26 protein-coding genes are annotated in these 24,301 nt (G+C 40.6%); 10 read left to right on the top strand and 16 right to left on the bottom strand.

The window, feature by feature from the left end; translation table 11 throughout:
- Window positions 1–48 precede the first annotated feature (48 nt).
- The 4 genes from JN11_RS05425 to JN11_RS05410 are packed head-to-tail and all read right to left on the bottom strand — an operon-like array spanning window position 49 to window position 2,837.
- Entirely contained in the window at window positions 49–801 is a 753-nt protein-coding gene (locus JN11_RS05425; protein ID WP_144910379.1) for a phosphatidylserine decarboxylase family protein, read from the bottom strand.
- Window positions 802–861: 60 nt separating this feature from the next.
- Entirely contained in the window at window positions 862–1,677 is an 816-nt protein-coding gene (locus JN11_RS05420; RefSeq protein ID WP_144910366.1) for a phosphatidate cytidylyltransferase, read from the bottom strand.
- Window positions 1,674–1,832: a hypothetical protein gene (locus JN11_RS05415; RefSeq protein WP_246138945.1), complete on the bottom strand. Its 159-nt coding sequence runs from the start codon at window positions 1,830–1,832 to the stop codon at window positions 1,674–1,676. Before JN11_RS05415 ends, JN11_RS05420 begins: the two co-directional genes overlap by 4 nt.
- 57 nt (window positions 1,833–1,889) lie before the next feature.
- Window positions 1,890–2,837, bottom strand: a complete 948-nt coding sequence (locus JN11_RS05410) for a CPBP family intramembrane glutamic endopeptidase (RefSeq protein WP_170227693.1) — start codon at window positions 2,835–2,837, stop codon at window positions 1,890–1,892.
- A gap of 38 nt (window positions 2,838–2,875) precedes the next feature.
- Here JN11_RS05410 and dusB point away from each other — a divergent pair, with 38 nt between their 5' ends.
- Both dusB and apaG read left to right on the top strand, forming a co-directional pair.
- On the top strand, window positions 2,876–3,880 hold the full coding sequence (gene dusB / locus JN11_RS05405) for a tRNA dihydrouridine synthase DusB (protein ID WP_144910360.1): 1,005 nt from the start codon (window positions 2,876–2,878) through the stop codon (window positions 3,878–3,880).
- Between the two features lie 114 nt (window positions 3,881–3,994).
- Window positions 3,995–4,381 (top strand): Co2+/Mg2+ efflux protein ApaG, encoded by a 387-nt coding sequence (gene apaG, locus JN11_RS05400; RefSeq protein ID WP_144910538.1) that lies wholly within the window; start codon window positions 3,995–3,997, stop codon window positions 4,379–4,381.
- Window positions 4,382–4,463: 82 nt separating this feature from the next.
- On the opposite strand, the gene JN11_RS05395 is transcribed toward apaG, so the two are convergent.
- The 3 genes from JN11_RS05395 to JN11_RS05385 all read right to left on the bottom strand — a co-directional run bounded on the left by JN11_RS05395 (window position 4,464) and on the right by JN11_RS05385 (window position 7,668).
- Window positions 4,464–5,492 carry a YXWGXW repeat-containing protein gene (locus JN11_RS05395; RefSeq protein ID WP_144910358.1) on the bottom strand — a complete coding sequence of 343 codons (1,029 nt, stop codon included), beginning with the start codon at window positions 5,490–5,492 and terminating at the stop codon, window positions 4,464–4,466.
- 181 nt (window positions 5,493–5,673) lie between these two features.
- A complete protein-coding gene (locus tag JN11_RS05390) occupies window positions 5,674–6,723 on the bottom strand; it encodes a YXWGXW repeat-containing protein (protein ID WP_144910356.1) in 1,050 nt (349 codons plus the stop codon).
- Between the two features lie 216 nt (window positions 6,724–6,939).
- Window positions 6,940–7,668 (bottom strand): zinc metallopeptidase, encoded by a 729-nt coding sequence (locus JN11_RS05385; RefSeq protein WP_144910354.1) that lies wholly within the window; start codon window positions 7,666–7,668, stop codon window positions 6,940–6,942.
- A gap of 129 nt (window positions 7,669–7,797) precedes the next feature.
- Here JN11_RS05385 and JN11_RS05380 point away from each other — a divergent pair, with 129 nt between their 5' ends.
- Window positions 7,798–8,934 carry an NAD(P)/FAD-dependent oxidoreductase gene (locus JN11_RS05380; RefSeq protein WP_144910352.1) on the top strand — a complete coding sequence of 379 codons (1,137 nt, stop codon included), beginning with the start codon at window positions 7,798–7,800 and terminating at the stop codon, window positions 8,932–8,934.
- 24 nt (window positions 8,935–8,958) lie between these two features.
- Here JN11_RS05380 and mfd read toward each other — a convergent pair whose 3' ends face one another.
- Window positions 8,959–12,312: a transcription-repair coupling factor gene (mfd, locus tag JN11_RS05375; protein WP_144910350.1), complete on the bottom strand. Its 3,354-nt coding sequence runs from the start codon at window positions 12,310–12,312 to the stop codon at window positions 8,959–8,961.
- A gap of 179 nt (window positions 12,313–12,491) precedes the next feature.
- On the opposite strand from mfd, the gene JN11_RS05370 reads away from it, so the two are divergent.
- The 6 genes from JN11_RS05370 (at window position 12,492) to JN11_RS05345 (ending at window position 16,213) form a co-directional block, all read left to right on the top strand.
- The gene (locus tag JN11_RS05370) at window positions 12,492–12,899 is read left to right on the top strand and encodes a DUF4199 domain-containing protein (protein WP_144910348.1); all 408 of its coding nucleotides are present in this window, start codon (window positions 12,492–12,494) and stop codon (window positions 12,897–12,899) included.
- Window positions 12,892–13,191, top strand: coding sequence for a DUF2752 domain-containing protein (locus JN11_RS05365; RefSeq protein WP_246138944.1), 300 nt, complete (start codon window positions 12,892–12,894; stop codon window positions 13,189–13,191). The genes JN11_RS05370 and JN11_RS05365 overlap by 8 nt, the downstream gene beginning before the upstream one ends.
- 147 nt (window positions 13,192–13,338) lie before the next feature.
- On the top strand, window positions 13,339–13,701 hold the full coding sequence (locus JN11_RS05360; protein WP_246138943.1) for a TM2 domain-containing protein: 363 nt from the start codon (window positions 13,339–13,341) through the stop codon (window positions 13,699–13,701).
- Window positions 13,702–13,800: 99 nt separating this feature from the next.
- Entirely contained in the window at window positions 13,801–14,898 is a 1,098-nt protein-coding gene (locus tag JN11_RS05355; protein ID WP_144910346.1) for a Nif3-like dinuclear metal center hexameric protein, read from the top strand.
- Window positions 14,898–15,641 (top strand): zinc ribbon domain-containing protein, encoded by a 744-nt coding sequence (locus tag JN11_RS05350; protein WP_144910344.1) that lies wholly within the window; start codon window positions 14,898–14,900, stop codon window positions 15,639–15,641. Before JN11_RS05355 ends, JN11_RS05350 begins: the two co-directional genes overlap by 1 nt.
- A gap of 182 nt (window positions 15,642–15,823) precedes the next feature.
- Window positions 15,824–16,213, top strand: coding sequence for a ribosomal maturation YjgA family protein (locus JN11_RS05345; protein WP_246138942.1), 390 nt, complete (start codon window positions 15,824–15,826; stop codon window positions 16,211–16,213).
- A gap of 48 nt (window positions 16,214–16,261) precedes the next feature.
- Here JN11_RS05345 and JN11_RS05340 read toward each other — a convergent pair whose 3' ends face one another.
- The 8 genes from JN11_RS05340 to rsfS form a co-directional block, all read right to left on the bottom strand.
- Window positions 16,262–17,335 carry a PA0069 family radical SAM protein gene (locus tag JN11_RS05340; protein WP_144910342.1) on the bottom strand — a complete coding sequence of 358 codons (1,074 nt, stop codon included), beginning with the start codon at window positions 17,333–17,335 and terminating at the stop codon, window positions 16,262–16,264.
- Between the two features lie 29 nt (window positions 17,336–17,364).
- Entirely contained in the window at window positions 17,365–18,000 is a 636-nt protein-coding gene (locus tag JN11_RS05335; protein ID WP_144910340.1) for a response regulator transcription factor, read from the bottom strand.
- Window positions 17,972–18,676, bottom strand: a complete 705-nt coding sequence (locus tag JN11_RS05330) for a sensor histidine kinase (protein ID WP_170227692.1) — start codon at window positions 18,674–18,676, stop codon at window positions 17,972–17,974. The genes JN11_RS05335 and JN11_RS05330 overlap by 29 nt, the downstream gene beginning before the upstream one ends.
- A 124-nt stretch (window positions 18,677–18,800) precedes the next feature.
- Complete coding sequence (locus tag JN11_RS05325; RefSeq protein WP_144910336.1) at window positions 18,801–19,457, bottom strand: hypothetical protein; 657 nt, start codon at window positions 19,455–19,457, stop codon at window positions 18,801–18,803.
- 10 nt (window positions 19,458–19,467) lie between these two features.
- Window positions 19,468–19,830, bottom strand: a complete 363-nt coding sequence (locus JN11_RS05320) for a hypothetical protein (RefSeq protein WP_144910334.1) — start codon at window positions 19,828–19,830, stop codon at window positions 19,468–19,470.
- A 248-nt stretch (window positions 19,831–20,078) separates the two neighbouring features.
- The gene (locus tag JN11_RS05315) at window positions 20,079–20,717 is read right to left on the bottom strand and encodes a LutC/YkgG family protein (RefSeq protein ID WP_144910332.1); all 639 of its coding nucleotides are present in this window, start codon (window positions 20,715–20,717) and stop codon (window positions 20,079–20,081) included.
- 179 nt (window positions 20,718–20,896) lie between these two features.
- Window positions 20,897–23,005 (bottom strand): ATP-dependent zinc metalloprotease FtsH, encoded by a 2,109-nt coding sequence (ftsH, locus tag JN11_RS05310; RefSeq protein ID WP_144910330.1) that lies wholly within the window; start codon window positions 23,003–23,005, stop codon window positions 20,897–20,899.
- Between the two features lie 88 nt (window positions 23,006–23,093).
- Window positions 23,094–23,468, bottom strand: coding sequence for a ribosome silencing factor (gene rsfS / locus JN11_RS05305; protein WP_144910328.1), 375 nt, complete (start codon window positions 23,466–23,468; stop codon window positions 23,094–23,096).
- Window positions 23,469–23,515: 47 nt separating this feature from the next.
- On the opposite strand from rsfS, the gene JN11_RS05300 reads away from it, so the two are divergent.
- Window positions 23,516–24,295 (top strand): biotin--[acetyl-CoA-carboxylase] ligase, encoded by a 780-nt coding sequence (locus JN11_RS05300; RefSeq protein WP_144910326.1) that lies wholly within the window; start codon window positions 23,516–23,518, stop codon window positions 24,293–24,295.
- The last annotated feature ends 6 nt before the right edge of the window (window positions 24,296–24,301 follow it).

Genomic DNA, 24,301 nt, shown 5'->3' with positions numbered 1-24,301 from the left:
CCGGTATATGATTACCGGCGCTTTGGTTTATATACTAGTGTAGTATAATTACACACTTTTCTTTACAGTAGTTTTTACCGGTCTGGCAGCTGCAACGGCGTCGAAAGCATTGTCGGCATCTTGTTTTTTGGTTGCGGCTATTGCAGGCAATTCCGCGAGTATAGTTCGGCCGCCTTTTACAACCTGGCCTAATTCAACTTTTATTTCAGAGCCAAGGGGTAAAAATACATCCACGCGAGATCCAAATTTGATGAACCCAAACTGATCACCCTGATCTACCTTGTCACCTTCTTTTACATACCAAACAATACGGCGAGCCAACGCTCCGGCTATTTGGCGGAATAATACAGGTACGCCCTTGCTGTTTTCAATAACAATAGTGGTGCGCTCGTTTTCGGTACTTGATTTAGGGTGCCAGGCTACTAAGTACTTACCCGAATGATATTTGAAATACTTAACCACACCTTTAATTGGGTTACGGTTAATATGAACATTTATAGGCGACATAAATACCGAAAGCTGGATTCTTTTATCTTTCAGATATTCGGTTTCAACGGCTTCTTCAATTACCACTACTTTACCATCGGCGGGGCAAAGCACATATTTTTCGTCCTTTTCTATAGTGATGGACGGGCTGCGGAAAAACTGTACAATAATTACAAAAAGAACAAATGATAGGATGTAAATTATCCATTTAACAACAATTGCTTCAGGAAAATAAAACTGAATGGCTGCGTTTAAAACAGCTATAAATAGTATGCAAATGGCAAGGGAGCTATATCCTTCTTTATGGAAAGTCATGTTTGTATTCTTTTTACAAAGTTAAAAATTTAATTGGCTTGCATCAAAAAGAGCGATATCTTAGTTCAAAACAAGATATAGATAAGCATAAACAACAGGGGCTGCTATAAATAATCCGTCGAAACGATCCAACAGGCCACCATGGCCGGGCAATATTCCGCCGCTGTCTTTTACATTGATGCTGCGTTTAAACATAGATTCAACCAGATCGCCCAGTGTGCCGAAGCAGCTAATGAGGATGGCTATAGCTACCCACCTGTTCCAGGGTAGATCATTAAAATAATGACTGATAATTAATGCCACGCCAGCAGCAATCACCATCCCCCCGAAAAAGCCTTCCCATGTTTTTTTAGGCGAGTGGCGCTCAAAAAGTTTGGTGCGGCCAAACTGCCTGCCTGTTAAATAGGCCCCGGTGTCATTGGCCCAAAGCAGCAGTAAAAACGCTAATGGAAAATGAAAGTTAAAATCGCCTTTTACATAGGCCATCGCCTGAAAAAAAGTAAAAGGGATGCAAATTAATATCAACCCTAAAAAAGTATAGGCAATATTGCTGAACGGAGCTTCTGTTTTGTTAAACAGCTCCTGTATAAAAACCACACTTAAGGTTACCGGTATTAAAAACAGCAGTTTATGAAAGATTAAAGCATTAGCATTAAAAAAAGGAATAATGGCAAATACCGTATAAATGAAAAAGCCATTGATTAGCCCCCAAACCAGGTTTGGTTTGAAGCCGCTTTGTTTTATTAAGCCATAAAATTCACGCTGGCAAAGAATAATGAGCAATAAATAAAAGATGCCGAATGGATACTGACCCAAAAGCACAGAGCCCAGCATTACAATAACAAAGAAAAAGCCGGTAATGGCACGTGTTTTCATGAATTAATTTGATTAAGGATGATAATCTCAATGGCATTGCTAAAATCTTCCTGGTGAATATAAACTTCAACTTCGCCAAATGTACGGTAAGTTGTGTCTTGCTTGTTTAACAGAACTGATTCGATATGGTGGCCGATAAGGGCTTGCTTTACCATTTCAGATTGGTAATAATTTGAGGATGAGAAAATTTTAATCCAATTTTTCTCCATTTTTCAGCCTTCTGTAATCTGTTTTTTTTCTAAAGCCAGGCGCCGGTATATCAGCATCAGTATAAATAAAATTATGGCGCTGGTTATATAAGCAACAGCATTAAATACGTGCGTTTCGTTAGGATCAATTTTAATTAATTTATGCTGTGAAAGATAGGTAAGTACTACATCCAGCCCGTTATTTAAAAAGTGGGCCCAAACCGCCGGCCAGATACTGCCTGTCCAAACTACAAAGTAACCAAACAATAAGCCGAGCAGCAATCGTGGTAAAAAACCAAAAAACTCCATGTGAAAGGCACTGAATAATATGGCAGTTATCCATATAGCAACATGGGCGTTTTTAGTCCATTTTAAAAAAATTGTTTGCAATACCCCCCTGAACATAAATTCTTCAACAATGGCGGGTATCAAACCAATAAACAAAACATTAAAAATCAAGCTGCCAATGGTGTTCATTTGCAGCATAGTTTCAGTAATTTGCGCTGCGCTTTTTTCACTATCTTCCATCCATTTCTGCACTCCACTTAAAAAATGCGGCAGTTGTAGTTTTTGGTTGATGTTTGACAGCACTTCAATAACCGGATTGGAGAGCAGCATAATAAATATCCCTATAAATAATAACCCCCATGGGAAACGGAAGTTCGCTTTAAGATAATCTGCCGGGTCGCGTACAACTACAAAAGCAAAAAAAACAGGCGCTGCAAAAATCGGGAAAGTAGTACCCAGGGTTTGCAATATCCATAAAGCATTAATAATTTGTGGTGAGGAGGTATCCAGCGTAGCCAGGGCGGTTAACGTTTTTGTGCCATAAACCAGCACAATTAAACCTGCGCCAATGGCATTGCCAATAATAAGCACCCCAATAAAAATGCATATAAAAACTAAAAACAGCAGCGAAGGATGTAACTGATTGTCATGCTTTTCTAAGTCTTTGTATGGTGTGTTTATCATCCCGGTTAAAATTCGTAAATTTGCCACGAAGATAAGGCATGTCTGTACAAATTGGAAATATTGATTTAGGAGAATTCCCGCTGTTGCTGGCACCGATGGAAGACGTGAGCGATCCGCCATTCCGTTACGTGTGCAAAAAAAACGGTGCGGATATGATGTACACAGAGTTCATCTCATCAGAGGGGCTAATTCGCGATGCAGCAAAAAGCAGACAGAAGCTGGACATTTTTGAGTATGAGCGTCCTATAGGTATACAGATATTTGGCAGCGATATTGATCACATGCGCGAGGCTACCGAAATAGCTACCCTTGCCAAGCCCGACCTGATGGACATTAACTATGGCTGCCCGGTTAAGCAAGTAGCCTGCCGCGGTGCCGGAGCCAGTCTTTTACAGGATATTGATAAAATGGTGGCCATGACCAAAGCGGTTGTTGAAGCTACCCATTTACCGGTAACCGTAAAAACCAGGCTGGGCTGGGACGACAACACCAAAAATGTGTACGAGGTTGCTGAGCGATTGCAGGATGTGGGTATAAAAGCCCTAACCATACATGGCCGCACCCGCTCACAGATGTACAAAGGTGTTGCCGACTGGACACTGATAAGAGAAATTAAGAAAAACCCGAGAATAAAAATTCCAATTTTTGGAAACGGAGATATTGATTCGCCACAAAAAGCGGCGGAGTGGCGCATGGAATTTGGTGTGGATGGAATGATGATTGGGCGTGCGGCCATTGGTTATCCATGGATATTCAGGGAGATAAAGCATTACTTTAAAACAGGCGAATACCTGGAGAAACCAACCATAGCCGAGCGGATTGATGCCTGTACCACCCATCTGCAAAAATCAATGGAATGGAAAGGCCCTAAAACAGGCATTTTTGAGATGCGGAGGCATTATTCAAATTACTTTAAGGGGATTGAAAACTTTAAGGAATACCGCATGCGCCTGGTAACAGCCGGCAATTTTGAAGAGGTTATGGAGATTTTGGAAGAGGTAAGCCAGAATCCGCGATATGCCGAATTTGAGTCGTTAGTTTAGACATAATACTTTGAGCATTAGCAGTTAAATAAAATAAAGAACCATAAATTTTTTATTAAGAAATGGCTTGATATTTGACTGTATATTATATATTTGAAAAAAACAGATCTTTATATGGTTACTACTATTACAGATGGTGTTAAGGTTTCGGTAGAAACGATTTACCAGCCTGAATATTCGAACCCTGCGAATGATCATTTTATGTTTGCATACAAAGTAAGCATAGAAAACATGGGTAATTATGCGGTTCGTTTATTGAGCCGTCATTGGTATATTTTTGACTCCAACGGTGCAAAAAGAGAAGTGGAAGGCGAAGGTGTTGTTGGTCAGCAGCCGGTTATTGAGCCGGGCCATGCACATGAATATGTTTCTGGCTGTAATTTAAAAACAGACATGGGAAGCATGAAAGGTGAGTATCAGATGACACGCCTGATTGATAACTCTTTATTCAATGTGCAAATTCCTGAATTTTACCTGGTAGCCCCTTACAGGATGAACTAAAAAAATTAGAACAGTATAACATCAAAAAGAAAACCCGCTCTGAATTATCAGGCGGGTTTTTGTTTTTTTCAATTAAAAGCAATTAGTGTTTTTCTTTAGGGGGCCTTTGACCACCTCCGTGTTGTTGATGTGCCTGTGGCTGACTATGCTGCTGATTGTTATTATGCGGCTGTTGTTGACCACGAGGTTGCTGTGCCTGTTGAGTACGTGGTTGTTGTACCTGTTGATTGTGTTGCTGACCTTGCTGCTGATTTAAATTATGCTGCTGATTGGCCTGTGGTTGATTAGGTGTTGCCGCATTATTTGCCGGCCTGTTTGCATTACTGCTGTTAGGACTGCCCGGATTTGGACTTGTTCGGTTAGCGTTATTAAAATGCCCCATGTTTGATCCGGTTGCGGTGTGGCCCTGCTCGTTAATTGGGCGGCCGCCAACATGGTTCATTGCTGTTGCGGTTGGATGACCGTTATTTACAGAAGCAAACTGATTTTTGTCCTTGCTGGCTCCCTGCTGGTGTGAAACCTGCTCAGCGGTTGGTTGAATGTGCTGCTCGCGCATGGCCATTTGTTCTTCCGGACGCGGACGCGCATTATAACCACCCGGACCATTGAAGCTGGCATGGTTGTTTACTGTAGTATTATTAACAATTACTGTTTTATCAATATAGGTGTTATGAACTACGGTGGTGTTTACGTTAACAACTGCCGTGTTATAACGGAAATGATCGCCAGACCATCCGCCGCCTGCAAAACCTACACCGCCATAACCATAGCCATAATTAATACCGCCATAAAAACCTACGTGCGCCCCCCAGTAACCGGCATGAAAACCATAATGACCACCTTCATAACCCCAATAGGCCGGTGTCCATAAATAGCCGGGTTGCGGAGCTGCTACCCATACACCGGGTACCCAGTAGTAACCGTCATTATCATCATAGGCCCAATAGCCGGGTACCCATAAATAGCCATCAGTAGGACAGGCTGGTTGAACATAAACAGGTAATGCGGGAGGTGGTGTGCCTACGCTGATGCTAACACTTATTTGTGCATTTGTTTTGATAACTGCAAAAAGCAGTACGCATAAGGGGATAAATATTCTTGTAAATTTCATCTATAACTTATTAAATTTCATGTATGAGACAGCTAATTAAACAGTAAAGTTTAATTGTTGATTGAAAAAAGTAAAAATCTAATGTGTTTCTAATATTGTATTAACAAACGGAGGGGCTCGGCTACAAAACAAAAAACCCGCTTTAAATAGCGGGTTTTTGTTTTAAATATATAGCATGATATTATCTATGTCTTTCACCGCCACCACGTTGTTGCGGTGCTCTTGCTTGTTGCGCACGTTGTTGTTGCGGAGCTCTTGCCTGTTGCATTCGTGGTTGTTGCTGAGCCCTTGCCTGCTGCATATGTTGCTGAGGCTGAGGCGCTCTTGACTGTTGCTGCATGCGCGCCTGTTGTACATGCGCTTGAGGCTGTTGCCTGGTTTGTTGTGCGTGTTGTACAGGCGTACGTTGCGTTTGGTGCGAAACCGCAGCACGTTGTTGCGGTGCACGGGCAGTTGTACGATTTGCTGTTGAATTACGAGCTTGTGCATGTTGACCAAAACCGGTAGCCTGGTGAGGCGCAGTTTTCGTTTGTGCACTAAATGGACGTGCGCTAACGCGGCTTGCTGCTGCTGTTGCCGGACGGCCATGGTTTACTGAAGCAAACTGACTTCTATTATGGCTGGCTGCCTGCTGATGTGAAAGCTGCTGTGAAGTAGGCTGTATGTGGCGATCTCTCATGGCAGCTTGTTCCCGTGAATTTGGTCTGGCGTTTACACCGCCTGGGCCGTTAAAGCTGGTGCGGCCCCCATTGTTATTGCGGACAACCGTACGGTCGATATAAGTGTTGTGTATTACGGTTCTGTTTACATTTACTACAGCAGTATTGTAACGGAAACGGCCACCAGACCATCCTCCACCAACAAAGCCAACGCCCCCATATCCGTATCCATAGTTAATGCCACCGTAGAAACCAACATGTGGACCCCAATATCCTATGTGAAAACCATAAGCACCACCGGCATATCCCCAATAAGCAGGCGTCCAGTATAAGCCAGGATTTGGCGGGGCCACCCACACACCAGGCACCCAATAATATCCCTCAACATTATCATAGGCCCAATAACCTGGTTGCCATAAATAACCGTCAACAGGGCATTCGGGCTGAACATAAACCGGTAATGGTGGCGGGGCTATCCCAACAGATATGCCCACGCTGACCTGCGCGTATGTTGCTGACACTGCAAAGAAAACAGCGCATGCTAAAAGCAATATTTTTGATATTTTTTTCATGGTAAATTGTATTTGTAGTATCCATACGACAATTATAAAGCCAAAATGTTTTGTTTGTGGGCCTATGCAATAACTCGGAGCCATTAGTTAAATGGGTGTGTCAGTTCAATTATTTAACATTTATGAGCTTCATTCATTAAAGGAATCAAACATAAAAGGGCTGTTCCTGTGAAACCGTAACAGCCCTTTTATCATTATTAAATTATAATAATGTTATTAGTTTCTTCTGTCAAACAAAAAGGAAGCATAGTAAAGTAATGCGGCTAATGAACTTAAAGCGGCAACCACATAAGTCATAGCGGCCCACCATAGGGCGTCTTTCGCCTGTTTATGTTCTTCGCGGGTTTGCATTACAGTGTAATTGTTATTAAGCCAGGCCAAAGCACGGCGGCTGGCATCAAACTCAACCGGCAGGGTTATAAAACTGAAAAATGTAACCAGGGCCAGGGCAGCAACGCCAATAGCCAGCACTAATGGGTTATGGGTAAAAAAGAGTAACATCACTCCAATAAATAAAGTCCATTGAGTTATGGTTGATGCAATGCTGATTGCCGGAACCATTGCTGAACGGAAACTTAACCAGGCATAAGCTTTGGCATGCTGCACGGCGTGTCCGCACTCATGAGCGGCCACTGCAGCCGAGGCCACGCTACGGCTATAATACACATCGGGGCTTAAATTAACCGTTTTGTTTTCGGGGTTATAATGGTCGGTGAGTTGCCCCTCAACAGAAATTACCTGTACATCATAAATGCCGTTGTCGCGCAGCATCCGTTCTGCTACCTCCTGTCCGGAAAGGCCAGATAGTAAGGGAATTTCTGAATAGGTTTTGAACTTGCTTTTAAAGCGCCATTGTACAATAAAACTTACTATGGCAATAATAATCATCAAAAGCCAGGCAGAGCCGGTATTGATGTATGCAGTTATAAATGATAAATGATCCATTGTTTAGTCTTGAGTTTTAAGTCTGTGGTCTTGAGTCTAATCGCATTTAATTCTATATTTTTGATTATGGATTAAAGACTACGGCCTTTTACCCTAAAACAAAAAGCATTCCGTTTACTACCAGATCAAATGGCAACAAACACTTTTTCATACTGGGAGCGCACCGCCTTTATTGATAATGCCGACATCATTATTATAGGCAGTGGTATTGTTGGCTTAAGTGCGGCTTTACATTTAAAACAACAACAATCCACTTTAAAAGTATTGGTTTTAGAACGAGGCTTTTTGCCGACCGGTGCAAGTACCAAAAACGCAGGATTTACCTGCTTTGGCACTGTATCAGAGCAGATTGCATATTTAAAAGAAGCTTCGGAAGAAGAGGTTGCCCGTTTGGTTAATTACAAATGGCGGGGATTACAAAGATTACGGGAAAATTTAGGCGATAGCAATATTGAATACTTACAGCATGGTGGTTATGAATTATTTATGGACGATGAAACAGAGCGGGCCGATGCAAGTATTGCACAAATCCTCTACATCAACAATTTATTAAAAAACGCCATCGGCCAGGCCGACATTTATTCAGCCGTTAGTGCCAAAATTGCAGCTTTTGGATTTAAGGGTGTAAGCCGCATGATCTATAACCCGTTTGAGGGACAGATACATACCGGCAAAATGATGCGTGCCCTTTTATATAAGGCATATAACCTGGGAGTACTGGTTTTAAACGGCTGCGAAATAAAGCAAATTGAAAATGAAGTAAGTCACATTTGTCTCAGTACAACACACGGCAACTTTAAGGCAGGCAAAGTGATTCTGGCTACCAATGCATTTGCCAGTCAGTTGTTTCCTGAATTGAATGTAGTGCCGGGCCGGGGGCAGGTATTGGTTACTAAACCCGTTGCTGATTTAAAGCTGAAAGGCACTTACCACTTTGATGAAGGCTATTACTATTTCAGGAATATTGACAACCGGGTACTTTTTGGAGGTGGTAGGAATATAGATTTCGAGAGCGAAGAAACCTGGGTTTTTGGACATACCGAAGCGGTTAAAAACAAATTAACCCATTATCTTAAAGAAGTAATATTGCCCGGGCAGGATTTTGAAATTGATTACTGGTGGAGTGGAATTATGGGATTTGGCGATGACATTAACCCAATTGTTAAAGAAATTGAACCTAATCTGTTTTGTGCCGTGCGATGCAATGGCATGGGTGTAGCCATGGGAAGTTTGGTAGGAGAAGAAGTAGCTAAACTGGCCCTTTGATTTCAGAATTGGGTGTGAGGCTTTTTAAACACTAACCGGTTCCGCAATATCACTTAGCAAGTTAACCGCTTGGTTAATGCTGTTTACACCTTCAATGCTTAGGCGAAGCGTATTTTTAACTTCTTTTAAATTGGTACGTCGAGGATTTCCCTGTACAAAGGAAAGCACCTGCCTGAAAGCATCCGTTTCAAAATAAGGCGATTGCTGATTGGTAATAAAATAGCCCCTAAGGACATTTTTTTTGAGCGATATTTTTTCAAATCCGATAGCTTTACCCAACCATTGCAGACGCATGGTGTTCAGCAAATCGTTTACCTGCGGTGGTATCGGCCCAAAACGATCGTGGAGTTGCTGCTGAAATGCGTTCAACTCAACTTCGTTTTCCAGTTTGGATAGGTCGGTGTATAAATTGTATCGCTCAGATATACTGGTAACGTATTCGTCCGGTATTAATATTTCCAGGTCGGTATCTATCTGGGTAAAGGAAATATAAGGCCTTGGTTTATCATCCGGAAAAACACCTTTAAATTCATCTTCCTTCAGCTCCTGTATGGCCTCGTCCAGTATTTTATGATACATCTCGAAGCCTATTTCGGCAATAAAGCCACTCTGTTCAGCCCCCAACAGGTTACCACTGCCACGGATGTCCAGATCGCGCATAGCTACATTGAACCCGCTGCCCAGGTCACTAAACTCTTCAATCGCGCTTAGGCGTTTACGCGCCTCGCTGGTAAGCGTAGATAATGGCGGACTCAGCAAATAACAATAAGCCTTTTTATTACTCCTACCCACACGGCCACGCATTTGGTGCAAGTCGCTCAGACCAAACATGTGTGCGTAGTTAATAATAATGGTATTGGCGTTAGGGATATCCAACCCTGCTTCAATAATGGTTGTGGCTACCAGCACATCATACTCATGATTCACAAACTTTAGCATTACATCTTCCAGCGCATCACCTTCCAGTTGCCCGTGGGCAATCCCTATCCTTGCCTTTGGTACCAGTTTGTGGATCATACCACCCAGCTGCGGCAGATCGCTTACCCGGTTATGGATAAAAAACACCTGGCCACCACGGTCAATCTCATGCTCAACGGCTTCTTTAATCAGCGTATCGTTAAATACATGTAATTCGGTAACTACGGGCTGGCGGTTTGGCGGCGGGGTTGATATAATAGAAAGATCGCGTGCGCCCATCAGCGAAAAATGAAGGGTCCGCGGTATTGGCGTTGCGGTTAAGGTAAGCGTATCTACATTGGCGCGCATTTGTTTCAGCTTTTCTTTGGTTGATACACCAAACTTCTGCTCCTCGTCAATAATCATCAGCCCCAAATCTTTAAACTTAACATCTTTACTTACCAAACGATGGGTGCCTATGATGATATCAACCTTGCCCTCTTTCAGTTTCTCCAGCGTATCTTTAATCTGCTTGGGTGATTTAAACCGATTCACATAATCAATATTGCAAGGGAAACCTTTCAACCTGTCCGAAAATGTTTTGTAATGCTGTGCTGCCAAAATAGTGGTTGGCACCAATATAGCCACCTGTTTGCTATCGGCAACAGCTTTAAATGCGGCCCTTATGGCCACCTCTGTTTTACCAAAGCCCACATCCCCACAAATCAGCCTGTCCATAGGATGTGGCGATTCCATATCCTTTTTAAAGTCGTTGGTGGCTTTTTCCTGGTCGGGGGTATCCTCATAAATAAAAGATGCCTCCAGCTCGGTTTGCAGATAAGTATCTCTGGAGAAAGCATTGCCATGTTGCGCCTTGCGCAGGGCGTATAGCTTAATCAGATCGCGGGCAATGTCTTTAACTTTTTTTTTTGTGGTTTTCTTCAGCTTTTCCCAGGTATCGGTTCCCAGCTTATTCATTCTGGGTATTGCTCCCTCCTTACCGCTGTATTTAGAAATGCGGTTAAGCGAGTTAATGTTTACATAAAGCAAATCATTATCAGCATAAACCAGGCGAATCATCTCCTGCATTTTGCCGTTCACTTCAACCTTTTCCAGTCCGGCATATTTGCCAATGCCATGGTCAATATGGGTCACATAATCGCCCGGTTTTAACTCCCGTAATTCTTTTAGGGTGATAGCCTGTGAACGCTGATATCCTTTTTTAAGCTTATACTTATAGTAACGGTCAAATATCTGGTGGTCGGTATAGCAGGCAAATTTTTGTTCCCGGTCAACAAAACCTTCCCTTACCGATATACTTATAGGTGTAAATTTTACCGTTTTATCCAGATCTTCCAAAATGGCATAAAGTCGTTCCACCTGCCGGGCAGAATCTGTAAGGATAAAATTCTCGATATGTTCTGCCTCGTTATTCTTAAAATTGTGGATCAGCAGCGTAAAATCTTTATTAAAAGATGGCTGCGGGCGCATATCAAAATGAATGGCATGTTCCGTTTGGTAAAAAAACTGTTTGCCAAATTCAACCAGGGCAAAATCATGCAGTTGATCGGCAATCAGTTTTTCGTCGGTAAAGCCAAATTTAGGGTCTATCCATTCGGGGTTTTTATTTTTATCCTCTACAGATAAGGCCTTCCACAACTCTGTCGCTTTTTTATAACCGGTTTGAATAATATCCAGTGTAAACTGAACATCTTTTATCCAAATCTGGCTATCGCTATCCACATACTCCAACAGTGAAATATTGTTTTCTGTTAAAAACTTCGACTGTACATTGGGTACAATGGTGATGCTTTTAACCTGCTCAACAGATAACTGACTCTCAATCTCAAACGTACGTATCGATTCGATAAAATCGCCAAAGAATTCAACCCGGTAAGGTAATTCGTGCGAAAAAGAGAATATGTCAACAATCCCACCACGGATAGAGAACTGGCCCGGTTCATAAACAAAATCAACCCGGTCAAAATCATACTCTACCAAAAACTCATTGATAAAATCAATACTCAGTTTATTGTTCAGGGATATTTCGAGGGTGTTTTTTTCGAGGGATGCACGGTCAATCACCTTTTCGGCCAAAGCTTCGGGGTAAGTGACTATCAGCTGGCCAAATTCTGAAGAATGATTAAGCTCATTCAGGACTTCGGCACGGGCCAGTACATTGCTGCTATCCGGCTGTGTAAATTCAAAAGGTTTTCTGTAGGATGAAGGAAAAAGCAAAATTTCTTTCCCGGTTAAGTTCTCCAGGTCGGCCTGGAAATAGCCGGCTTCTTCCCTGTCGGGCAGCACAAATATCATGTGCTTATGCTGCAAAAAATACAGCGCTACCGCGATGGTCGCATCTCCCGATCCGACTAAACCACGTAACTGAACCCTTGGACTTTTACCAGCATTTAGCGCCTGCGCCAACGCCTGGATCCGGTTATCAGCTTTATATCTATCTAAAATATCCCGAATATTCAAAGCGCTGCAAATATAAGCAAAAAAGGGGGTTCATGCCGATAATGGGAACTGGCTTAAAAATAATACAAACAATATGATGATGTAATTACTTTATATACTTAAATTTAATACACAAAAGCAACGTTTGCTGCATAGCAGCAGTATTATTAAGCAATATCACCTTAACCAAATTTTAAACCATGAAAAATGCAATTATATGTGGCCTTTATATAGGCGTTTTAAGCATAGTGTGGATGTTTGTTATGCGGATGCTTGGCTTTTCGCCACAGATCAGCGGTGTTGAACCTATTGAATTTGTCTCCTTGCTTATACCCCTGATAGTTTTATATTTCGGACTAAAGAGTTATCGCAATCACGAATGCAAAGGCCACATGGGGTTTTTGGAAGCTTTATTTCAATGTTTTAAAATTTTGGTAATTGGCGGTATAATAACCGTTGCCGCTGCCATTATTTATATAGATGAGTTTGCAAAAGATCATAGCATTCAGGATTTTTCGGGCCGTGTGTTCGGGGCTTTGCTTGTGGGTCTCCTGTTCTCATTAGGTGTATCTGTATTGTTAACCACCAAACCCAACAAGGTTGATTAAAAGGCTTTTTTCACAATATTTCGAGCTTGTGTTTTGGATTTCGGCATTGGTTGCTTTAGCCATCAGCAATCCAACGGCGCAGGCTCATTTTACTTTATGCCCGCTAAAGCTTTTAGGCTTTACCTGGTGCCCGGGCTGCGGCCTGGGGCATTCTATCGCCTTTTTATTTCATGGCGATATAAAAAGCTCTTTTCATGCCCATTGGCTGGGTATCCCTGCATTAATCATTTTATTATACCGCATTTATCAGTTGGGAAAGATGAGGCTTTATCCTATTAAAAACCTCTCCTAATCGCGAAACATTTAGATAAACTTCTTCACCGCTTTAATACCCATACTCACCGACATCTTTTTACTGATAACCAGTTTTTTATTGTGTTATTTTTTGTATTATCTTAGTTTTATATCATCAAAACAAAATCACTTAAAAAATAAAACAATGGACATGTATCAAAATCCTTATATGGCGCTGCCAGGTATAACTCCCGAAGAGATGAATTTTATTCAGCAAGGCATTGCCGATTTGAACGATAACCAAAAGAAATATTTCTATATGAATTATTCGAGCAAAAGAAAGTCACCACAAGATATGCTGATCTTTTGTTTGGTGGGCCTATGTTTAATTCCGGGTTTACAACGCTTTATTGTCGGTCAGATCGGAATGGGTATTTTATATTTATTTACTGCCGGACTTTGCCTGGTTGGTTCAATTGTTGATTTGGTAAACTATAAAACCCTTGCTGAAGAATATAACCGCAAAGCCGCTTTTGAAAGTTTCCAACTGGCTAAAATGAATCTGTAATAAGATAAATAGTGATTCCTGTTCTTTAAACTGAACTTATTTCATAAAGAATGGTTAAAATCCTTTTAATCTTAAAAATCCTGCGCTAACTTCGGGATTATGAAATTATCCCAATTAACCAGCTTCCTGGAAAGTATTGCACCGCTTGCTTACCAGGAAGATTACGATAATGCAGGTTTAATAGTTGGCTATCCGGATCAGGAAATTCAACAGGCGCTAATCTCTTTAGATTGTACAGAGGCCGTGGTTGATGAGGCTATTGCCACAAATTGCCAGGTAATTATATCCCACCATCCCATTGTTTTTCGCGGGTTAAAAAAGTTCAACAGCAAAACCTATGTGGAGCGAGTGGTTGAAAAGGCTATCCGCAATAATATTGCACTTTATGCCATTCATACCAACCTGGATAATATCATGACAGGGGTCAACGCCCGTATCTGTGAAACACTGGGTCTGAAAAACTGCCACATACTGGCACCAAAACATAATTTACTCAAAAAACTGGTTACCTACGTACCCATTGCAAATGCCGATGCGGTACGGGCCGCATTATTTGAAGCCGGCACCGGTAATATTGGCAACTATGGCGAAGTAAGCTTTAATGCAGAAGGTACCGGTACTTTTAAAGGCAATGAGCTTACCAATCCTTTTGTTGGCGAACCGGGTAAACTGCATAGGGAAAATGAAATCCGTATAGAAACCATCTACCCTGCTGTACTGGAAAGCAAAATTATAATGGCGCTGATTTTAGCACATCCTTATGAAGAGGTGGCTTATGACCTGTATACCCTTACCAACCAAAACCCACAAGTTGGCTCCGGTATGATTGGCGAACTGGAGTTACCGGTAGAGGAAGAAGCCTTTTTATATCATGTAAAAGATAAAATGAAAGCCCGGGTGATACGGCATACCGCTTTTACTGGCAGGCAGATTAAAAAAGTTGCTGTTTGCGGAGGGGCCGGAGGCTTTTTGTTAAAGCAGGCCATAGCCGCCGGTGCCGATATTTTTATCACTGCTGATTACAAATATCATGAGTTTTTTGATGCCGAAGGAAAAATCATTATTGCCGACATTGGACATTTTGAAAGTGAGCAATTTACGCAACAATTATTGTATGAAATAATACGGAAAAAATTTATTAACTTTGCCGTCCGTTTAACAGAAGTAAATACAAACCCCGTCAAATATTTTATTTAATGGAACAAACCGTAGAACAAAAGCTTAAAGCTTTATACGAACTACAAACCATCCACACCAAAATTGATAAAATTCGCCAGGTTAGAGGTGAATTACCTATGGAGGTTGCCGACCTTGAAGATGATGTTGCAGGTCTTGAAACCCGTATACAAAAAATAAAGAACGAGCTGGATGACTTGGAGGATGATATAGTTACCCGTAAAAACCTGATAAAGGAAGCACAGGCTAACATCAAAAAATACGAAGGTCAGCTTAATGAGGTTAAAAACAACCGCGAGTATGACGCAATTTCAAAAGAAGTTGAAATTCAGGGATTAGATATCCAGGTAAGTGAGAAAAAAATCCGTGAATTCGGTTTTGAAATCGCTTCAAAAACTGCAATCTATGACAAAGCGTTAGCTGATCTGGATTCACGTAAAAGTGACCTTGATGCTAAAAAAGCTGAATTAGGCACCATTACTGCTGAAACACAGAAAGAAGAATCTGAACTTACTTCACAAGCAGAAAAAGCTACTGCAAATATTGAAGAACGTTTATTAATTGCTTACACCCGCCTGCGCCAAAATGCAAAAAATGGTCTGGCTGTAGTAACTATACAACGCGATTCATGTTCAGGTTGCTTTAACCAGATTCCACCTCAGCGTCAGTCTGATATCCGTCAACGCAAAAAAATTATTGTTTGCGAGCATTGCGGCCGTATCCTGGTTGATGAGCAAATGGCTTTAGAAGCTGAAACAGTATAAGCCGATTATTGATTAAAATATATAAAAGGCGCTCATTAGGGCGTCTTTTTTTGTTTAATAAAGACTCAGGTATACAAGGACTTGTTCCACAGAAGCTTTTATGTTACCCGTTGGTGACAACACTAGCCGGGGCGCACTGTTGTTTAAAACCCTACGAAATCTTAACTTCAATAAAAACTATTGTGCTAAAACCTCGACTCTCTTATTTCATACTGATTATTATTACCATTATCCTCGGACTCTTATCCAGGCATATTGCAGGCATCCCTTTGTTTGTAGGCGATATTTTATGGGCATTAATGGTCTATTTCATAGTCCGGTTTCTTTTTATAACCCGAAGTATAAAATGGGTCTCTATAGTCAGCTTATTGTTTTGTTACGCTATTGAATTTAGTCAGCTTTACCAAGCGCCGTGGATCAACAATATCAGGCACACGGTAATTGGCGGATTAATATTAGGTGAAACTTTTCTTTGGGGTGATATGCTGTGTTATACTATAGGCATAGCGATTGGAATAATTGTTGAAATACTAATAGCTAATGGTTGCCTCAAAAACACCATGCCCCATTAATCCCTACGCATACTCCCGGCATCATTGCATTCTGTAAATAGGCCCGCCCTAGTCAAACAAACTCGTCTGCTTCCCTTTTTTCGGCACAAATAAATCATAGTTGTAAGCAGGCATTTCCCGGCCATCTAAAAAGCGATTACAAGCCATTTTAAACATCTGGTGGATGGATTCAGCTATTTTACCTTCCCCGCTCATTCTGCGCCCGAAATCGCTGTCATTTAACTGCCCGTCATGACAGGATCTGATCATGTTGAGCACCTTTTCGGCTTTATTGGGAAAAGCCTTGGTGATCCAATCGCTAAAAATTTCGGCTATACTGCCATTCAGCCTTACTATGGTAAATCCTGCAGATAATGCTCCCCTATCTGCTGCCGCTTTAATAATGGCAGGCACCTCATTGCTGTTCAATCCTGGGATGATGGGCGCAGCCATCACCCTAACTGGCACTCCATTTTCTGATAGCTTTTGGATAACAGAAAGCCTGCCGCTGGCGGTTATGGTGCGGGGTTCCAGCTTTTGCCTTAATTGCTCATCCAATGAGGTAATAGATACATTTACGTGAATCAGATTCAATTTGGCCAGTTCTGATATAATATCCAGGTCACGTAATATCACATTGTTTTTGGTGATAATACTTACGGGGTTTTTATATTTTAAAAACAGCGCCAAAAGCGCCCTGGTAATTTCCAGTTTGCGCTCAATAGGTTGATAACAATCTGTATTACCCGATAACATGATGCAAACCGGCCGGTAATTTTTTTTGTTAAAATACTCTTCCAGTAACTCTGGTGCGTTTCGCTTCACAATGATTTTTCTTTCAAAATCAAGCCCTGCACTAAATCCATAATACTCATGCGAATTGCGGGCATAGCAGTAAATACAACCATGTTCACAACCCTGATATGGGTTTATGGAATACATATGACTCAGATCAGGACTGTTTGATTCGCTTACAATCTTTTTAGGCGTTTCTTCAAAAAGTTGTGTGGCCGAGTTTTCAAGCAAAGGTTCGTCAAGGCCCTCTACATGTTCAAGAACATACTTGCTTTTTAAAAACTTATTGTGTGTATTAACCTGAGCTCCTCTACCCTTAAAAAAATCAGGATTCTCCTCATGTGCCATAGCACAAATTTGCTAATAAAATTAGCAAATTACAAGTCGATCATCTTGTTTTTTATAGCGTACAAAACCAAACCCACCCTGCTTTTTACGTGTAGTTTTTCAAACAGGGCATCGCGGTAACCGTCAACGGTACGTACACTGATGTTCATTTGGTCGGCAATCTCTTTGTAGGTGAGTTCTGTACTGGCAAGCTTCAAAAATTCAAGCTCCCGGGTGTTTAGTTTAACCTCAGAAGCAGACTGGCTAAAAGAACTTAATAAAAGGCGGGTAACAAATTCGGGGTAGTAAACCTCTCCTTTCGCAACTTTCCGCAGGGCCTGTTCAAATTCATGGGGTTCGGCATCTTTTAACAGGTACCCTTTAACCCCCAATTTAAGCATGGTAAGTACCTTTTCAGGATCCTCATGCATTGATAAAACAATGATATGAATCTCAGGATAAACATCATGCAGCCACCTGGCCGTATGGGTGCCATCCATAACTGGCATGTTAATATCCAGCAAAACAATATCAGGTTTATTACGCGGGGTTATTTTTTGAGTTAGTTCCTCGCCGTTTGCCGCTTCAAAAAGAACGCTGTACCCATTTAAATTATTAATTAAAGAGGCTATACCGCTTCTGAAGAGGCGGTGATCATCAACCAATGTGATCTTGATGGTTTCCATCGGCGTATAATCGTTGTTCTAAAGGGTTTAGGCTTATTTTTATTGAACATCCATTCCCAGGCTCGCTGTTTATTGTAGCTACAGCGCCAATCAGGGATGCCCTGTTTTCTATGTTTTTTAATCCGGCGCCCATAAAATCATCAAGGTTATCCCTCAAAAATCCGGTCCCGTTGTCTTCGAGGGTCAAGGTAAACATTTCAGGAATATATTGCAAGGCGATTGTTAAATCTTTAGCTCCTGAATGCTTTAATGTATTATTAAGGGCTTCCTGAAAAATGCGGAACAGCACCAATTCCCGTTGTTCGCCCAATGGATAGCTATCTCCTTCTATTAAAAGTGTTGAATTAAGCAGTCCGCTTTTATTAATCCTCCTGGTTTCAATTTCAATGGTTTTTACCAGGCCCTGCTTGGTAATATTTTCAAAGCTAAGGCTTTTTGAAAGATCGCGCAGATCGGTAATAACCTGCGCGATCAAATCCCTGTTTTCACTAATTTTAGCTTGCTGTTCGGCATTTGTACCTCCCATCATAGCCAGGTTTAACTTTACAAATGATAATACCTGTGTTATATTATCATGTATTTCGCGACTTACATGAGCAAAAGTTTGCTCTTGTATTTCTAACCTGGCCTTAAGAAATTCCTGACGAAAATTTGCCTGTAAGGATTCCCTTTCCACTTTATTCTGTCTCTGTCTTTTTTGATATAGTACGATAAAATAAATAATAAAGCCGGCTAGGAATACAAAAAAAGCTGTTGCCGAAAAAAATATAACGTATAACTCATCACTGCTTGGATTACTGTTAACTGTTATTAAAACTAACCGCATTATACTTCCTGTTGTCGATTAAGATAGAAACACCAATTACGGCATAAAATAACATATTGACAACAATGCTGAAGTATATTAATATAGTTGCATCCAAATTATTTTTTATAAAATAATCGGTCAACGCAAAATCAAGAAACATGGCGGTACAATACAACAACATATCCAGGTTAAACCAAAAGACACTTTGTTTAAAAAGACTTTCTTCAGCAGGATTTAGCAACATTTGTCTAAATAAAAGCAGCGAGTACAGTACATAAATAAATTGCGATACATTTAATATGAGGGAAGGGAACTGTAAAAGGGTTTCAAAAAATGAAAAATTTACAATTTCAAGCAACAGCATAAAAAACACAGATGCAATTATTGCCTTTTTTACCAATCTGTCTTCTAAAAGGTGATAATAAACAAAAGAAAAAAAAGCATATTCCATAATTGCCCATAAATGTGCAACGGGCATGCTATTATGAAATATTTTACCAATTATCTTCTTTATAGTTTCACTAATAAAGGTTGCTATAATAAGTGTTGTTAATGTTTTAAATGCCGGTGAAAGCTTTTTATAACGGGCAACGCCTGCAATAGAAATTAAAAACAGCAGCAATAAGTATACGTAATATTGATTATCCATTCAAATTAAACTAAATGAGATTTGCACAAACCGGCGGGCACGGTTCTACCTGATCCCAAACCTGATCGTTGTTTAAATACGGCGGCATTCCGCTTCCTTTTTCATAACCCGGATTCGGCACAGCGCCTGCAAAAATAATAGTAAAAATTTTTTGGTCGCCTGTTGGAAAATCTGGATGCTTAGCCAGGTGAATACTAATTCCTGCAAAGTCATCATTGGACAGAATAGAATCCAGGCTATCCCTGTCAATAAAAAAGCCGTTTAAAAATTGTCCGTCAGGTGTTAACAAGCCGGGGCCATCAGGAGAGGAGTTTTGTGCACGATAAGAGTCAATTAAACTCTGTGCTAACGCTTTGTCGATAATTGAAGCCATGATAAATTAATTAGGTATTAGTTAAATAATGGCTAATATAAAGTATAACTACGTTTTTTCACCCCGTTAAATAACGGTTTCTGCTGCGTTATTTAACGGTGCGTTAAATAACTATCATTTAATACCTTACGTTTTTCCCGGTCAAAATTCAGCTGAAATACTTATAAAACATGACAATTTCTGACTTAAAAATAAAGCGATGTAAGTTGAAAACCAATAATTGATGACGCGGTAATTAGTTAGATTGACTAACCATCCAATAGAAATACAAATAGCTCTTTAGGACCATGAGCCCCCAGCACAAGGGTTTTTTCAATGTCTGCAGTGCGGCTTGGACCGGTAATATTGCTGATCATTGAGGGTAAATCAGTACCGTACTTGTTTTTAATTATTTTAAACCCGTCCTTTAAATCGAGCACAAGCTGCGAAGTATAGGCCAGTACAATATGAACCGGCGGGTAAATACTTAAACGCCGGCCAGCCATTCCGGCATTTGAAATTAAAATACTGCCATTACGTGCAATTAGTGCTTCGCAAAGGGTAAATCCAACATCTGCCTGTTCAAAATCTTTATCGGTTTCAAAAAAGGGATAATCAAACTTTTTCAGTACCTGCTGCAAAGCTGGTTCCCAGCAGTATATTTTGCGCCATTTACGTTCTTCGGCAAGTTCCAGTAAGTTTTCAATAAACTGTACCTCATCTTCACAAAAAAGAAACTGACCGGATACTGAAGTAAATTGCTCTGCAAATAACACTTCGGGCAATTCATCAGATGGAGCATAATGAGGCAGGTCCTCCAGATTAGGATATGGGTTATCCCTTTTCTCAAGCAGGGCCTTACGGATCTTTTTGAGTAGTTTTTCCTTTGATGTTGTAATATCCCTCATTGTTTGTACTTAGCCTTGAGTTTTAAGTGCAAAGTCTGCTTTTTGTTTTACAGAACTTAAAAAAATCAAATTAGTGATTCTTCTTTATAAAAAATCCTAAGTCTCTAATCTAAAGCTTAAGAAAACACTGTGTTATCTGCTGCTTAAGAGTAAAAACTTAGGACTGTATATTAAAATACTTATTCTTTGTTTGCGCTGGCTTCTTTTTCTTCAGGGCTAGTTTCAAAAGTTTCCGAATTACTTTCTGAAGCCACTACTACCGGTTCCGGAACAACTTCGGGCCCATTTACAAACTTATCGTAAGCTGTACGATGCTCAAATGGTCGTTTTCCCAGTATTTCTTCAAGATCTGATTGAAACAATACCTCTTTCTCCAATAGTTTTAATGCTACTTTTTCCAAACCTTCGCGGTGGGCTATTAAGAGATCTTTTGCTTTGTTGTATACAAAATCAACCAGGTTACGTACTTCTGTATCTATTAATTCAGCTGTGGTATCAGAATATGGTTTATTAAACTGGTTCTCACCCTGCGGATCATAAAAAGATACATTACCTACCTTATCATTCATTCCATAGATCCTAACCATGCCGTAGGCTACACGTGTAATACGTTCCAGATCGCTCAGCGCGCCGGTAGTAATCTTACCAAATGTAATGTCTTCTGCAACACGGCCACCCATTGATAAGGTCATATCATCAATAAGCTCTTCTCTTGCAACCAAAAATCTTTCATTTGGTAAATATTGTGCGTATCCCAACGCTGCAACTCCACGTGGAACAATAGATACTTTAACTAACGGGTCGGTATGTTCAAGAAACCAACCTGCAATTGCATGGCCAGCCTCATGATACGCCACCACTCTTTTTTCTTCTGGGGTAATAAGCGTATTTTTCTTTTCCAGTCCACCAATAACACGATCTATCGCATCCTGGAAATCCTGCATATCAACAGCCTCTTTATTTTTTCGGGCCGCGATCAATGCGGCTTCGTTACATACGTTGGCAATTTCGGCTCCCGCAAAACCAGGAGTTTGTGCCGATAGTTTCTTAGCATCAACACCATCAGCCAACTTTAACGGCTTTAAGTGAACTTTAAATATCTGTTCACGGCCGTTAAGATCCGGCTTATCAATGGATACCTGCCTGTCAAAACGTCCTGGGCGTAACAATGCTGAATCCAACACATCCGGACGGTTGGTAGCGGCCAGAATAATGATACCAGAATCGGTACCAAAACCATCCATCTCAACTAGTAACTGATTTAAAGTGTTTTCACGCTCATCATTGCCTCCAACAAAATTGTTTTTACCACGGGCACGGCCAATGGCATCAATTTCATCAATAAATATAATACAAGGGGCTTTGTCTTTTGCCTGGCGGAAAAGGTCACGTACACGCGATGCACCAACACCAACAAACATCTCCACAAAATCAGATCCTGATAAAGAGAAGAACGGAACATGTGCCTCACCAGCTACGGCTTTAGCCAACAAAGTTTTACCTGTTCCGGGTGAGCCTATTAATAATGCCCCTTTAGGAATTTTACCTCCCAGGTTAGTATATTTTTTAGGGTTCTTCAGGAAATCAACAATTTCCATTACTTCCTGCTTAGCCTCTTCGAGTCCGGCAACATCATTAAAGGTTACCGATACCTGAGCCTCTTTATCAAACAGGGTAGCTTTAGATTTGCCTATATTAAATATTTGTCCGCCCGGACCGCCTCCTGCTCCACCACTCATGCGGCGCATTATAAACAGCCAAACAGCAACAAGCACTATTGCCATTATAATGCACTGTACGAACCAGTTTGACAAAAGGCTTTCATGACCTTGTTCATAACTGATTGACACTTTGTCGGCATCTGTAAAGCCATAATCCTTTTCAGCATTATTGATTGATTGTTTCAAACTCTCAAATGATGCATCGGTAAATTGATATTGAGGGCCATCTGCGCCCCCCATATTAAATTGCCGCTGCTCTTTTTTGGCGTCATTATATTGTGACTTTTTTAAACTCTCACTTTTGATGTAAACATCCGCTACAATCAAATCTCCGCTGCGGTATGCAGTAATTTTATCAACGTCATGCTGTTTCAGCATTTGTTCAGAAAAACGCTGAAAGGTGATAGAGCTGGTATTGCTACCATTTAATAGAGTAGCCAGGCCCAATATAACCACAACAATAATGGCATAAAACCACATAATGTTTGGTTTGGGCGGCTTTGGACTTATTTTTTTATTCGGTATTTTCCGGAGAGGTTTTGGTTTTTCCAATTTATTATCTTTCATTTCTTTACAAGCTCAAACTTACAATCTTTATTTAAATATTCGTATGGGTGTGGGTATTGACGCATTATTGCATGCAGTTGTTACTTATTTATGCACTTTTATACATTTTGATTTCTGCATCGCCCCATAAATCTTCCATACCATAAAATTCACGTTTATCGGTTCTAAAAACATGGACCACTACATCAATATAATCCAGCAGTATCCATTCTCCATGTTCAAGGCCTTCTTTTCGCCAGGGCTCCTGTTGGGTGGCTTTATATATTTCGTCTTCTACGCTGTTTGCTATGGCTTTTACCTGCGTTGTTGATTCTGCATGACAGATCACAAAATAATCGGATACTGAACTAAAAATATTCCGCAGGTCGAGCCTGATAATTTCATTCCCTTTTTTTTCTTGTATGCCGTGTATGGCCAATTCAGAAATGTAAGCGGATTCGCTTTGCGCTTTGCTTTTTACCATCAAAAAGAATTAGTTTTGAACGATTTTAAGTTTTAAAATATTATACTTTGCAAAATAACATATTTTCGGGGTTATTTGTTGGACAAAATTATATTACTATTAAAGAAGTTGATTCAACCAATAATTACCTCAAGGAATTAGCGTCAAATTCCAAGCCAGTGATTGAAGGAACAGTCATTATGGCAGAAAACCAGTTTGCCGGCCGGGGGCAGCATCAAAATGGCTGGCATGCTGAACCGGGTAAAAACCTAACATTCAGCGTACTTTTTAAACCTGGCTTCATTTCCATTGCAGAGCAGTTTGACCTGACCAGAGCCATCAGTTTAGGGGTTTTTGATGCCCTTGAACCTTTGCTTGGTGACAGGTTAAAGATCAAATGGCCCAATGATATTTACTATGGCGACTACAAATTAGGTGGGATGTTAATTGAAAATATGATACAAGGCGGACAAATCAAGCACTCCATTATTGGCATAGGCCTCAATATTAACCAGGAAAACTTCCCGCCGCACCTGCCCAACGCCATCTCATTAAAGCAAATCTTACATCAGGATTATGGTTTAGAGGCTTTATTATCCGAAATTTGCAAACATATTGAAGCCTGGTATTTGAACTTAAAAGCAGGAAAAACTTCTTTTGTAAGGAATTCCTATTTGAGCCGACTATATTGGTTAAATGAACAAAAAGGTTTTAAGGCTGGCAATCGCTTTTTGGAAGGCACCATAAAGGATGTAATGTTTAACGGACTTTTAGTTATTGAAGATAATAATAAGCACATATTAGAGTTTAGCCTGAAAGAAATTGAATTTTTGAACAAATTACAATAATTGGTT

It is taken from the genome of Mucilaginibacter frigoritolerans (assembly GCF_007830615.1).
Taxonomy (GTDB): Bacteria; Bacteroidota; Bacteroidia; order Sphingobacteriales; family Sphingobacteriaceae; genus Mucilaginibacter; species Mucilaginibacter frigoritolerans.
Note: the sequence above shows the minus strand (reverse complement) of the source record. Positions and strands in the feature narration are given on the sequence as shown.